Annotated in this window: 1 pseudogene; it reads right to left on the reverse strand. The window is 58.8% G+C overall.

The features are described from left to right. Positions 1–86 precede the first annotated feature (86 nt). A pseudogene (locus GSQ89_RS03865) lies at positions 87–506 on the reverse strand (helix-turn-helix domain-containing protein); the annotation flags it as partial. Positions 507–868: the final 362 nt, after the last annotated feature.

The raw sequence follows: 868 nt of genomic DNA on the forward strand, positions 1-868 counted from the left end.
AATCAGACCGAACATCATGAACTCGTTGCGGTCATCAATTCTCATCCTGATTGACGCATTTTCTCACCCAGATTGTCGCGCTACACCAGGCGCCGCAACAGTTTGCCGACACTCCGTTCGTGCAAGTGCAGCGCGAACGTTTCGGCGATCTTTGCTTGCAGATCAATCCGCCGCCAGCGCACCACCCCGTCCTTTTCCAAGGTCGGGCCGGCTCGAACCCAATCGGCCACCTGTTCCTGTTGCGCGACCGATAGACGGGCTTGCACACCACCCGCATGGGGCCGATCCGACAAACCCGCCACGCCTTCCGCATTGAACCGATGCACCCAATCGCGCAACGTCTGCCGATCCATCCCGCACCGCCGCGCCGCATCAGCGCGCGAACTTCCCTCCAGGACCATGCCGATCGCCAGCATCCGGCGGGCCGCCCCGGTATCCGATGTCCGCCCGGCCTCCCGTCGCAGATCCGCAGCGGTAACATTCTCTCGCGTGATCGATACCGTCATGACCTTGCCCCCCAGCGGGAAAACCGAATCACGCCGCCTCGAGCCGCTCCAAACGAATTCTCCGAGGAGTCAATGCATCAGCCCGCTGGTATCACACCTCAAAGACTGGCGTCGGGTTGCCACCCGTTACGACAAACTCGCTAGAAATTTCTGCGCTATTGTAGTCCTGGCTTCCATCCTGCTGTGGTGGATTTACTCACTAGTCGTTAATTAAGACGACCAACAGCTTGTACGTGCGTGCCTGTGCTGTTATGATGAGAGTCTGATCCGGGATCATCGCATTGATCTTGCAAGTCTACGCAGCATAAGGCGCACCGATGCGAACAGCAGGAAGGCGCGAGCCTTTCGGTTTAGGCATTCCC

It is taken from the genome of Acidisphaera sp. S103 (genome assembly GCF_009765975.1).
GTDB lineage: Bacteria > Pseudomonadota > Alphaproteobacteria > Acetobacterales > Acetobacteraceae > Rhodopila.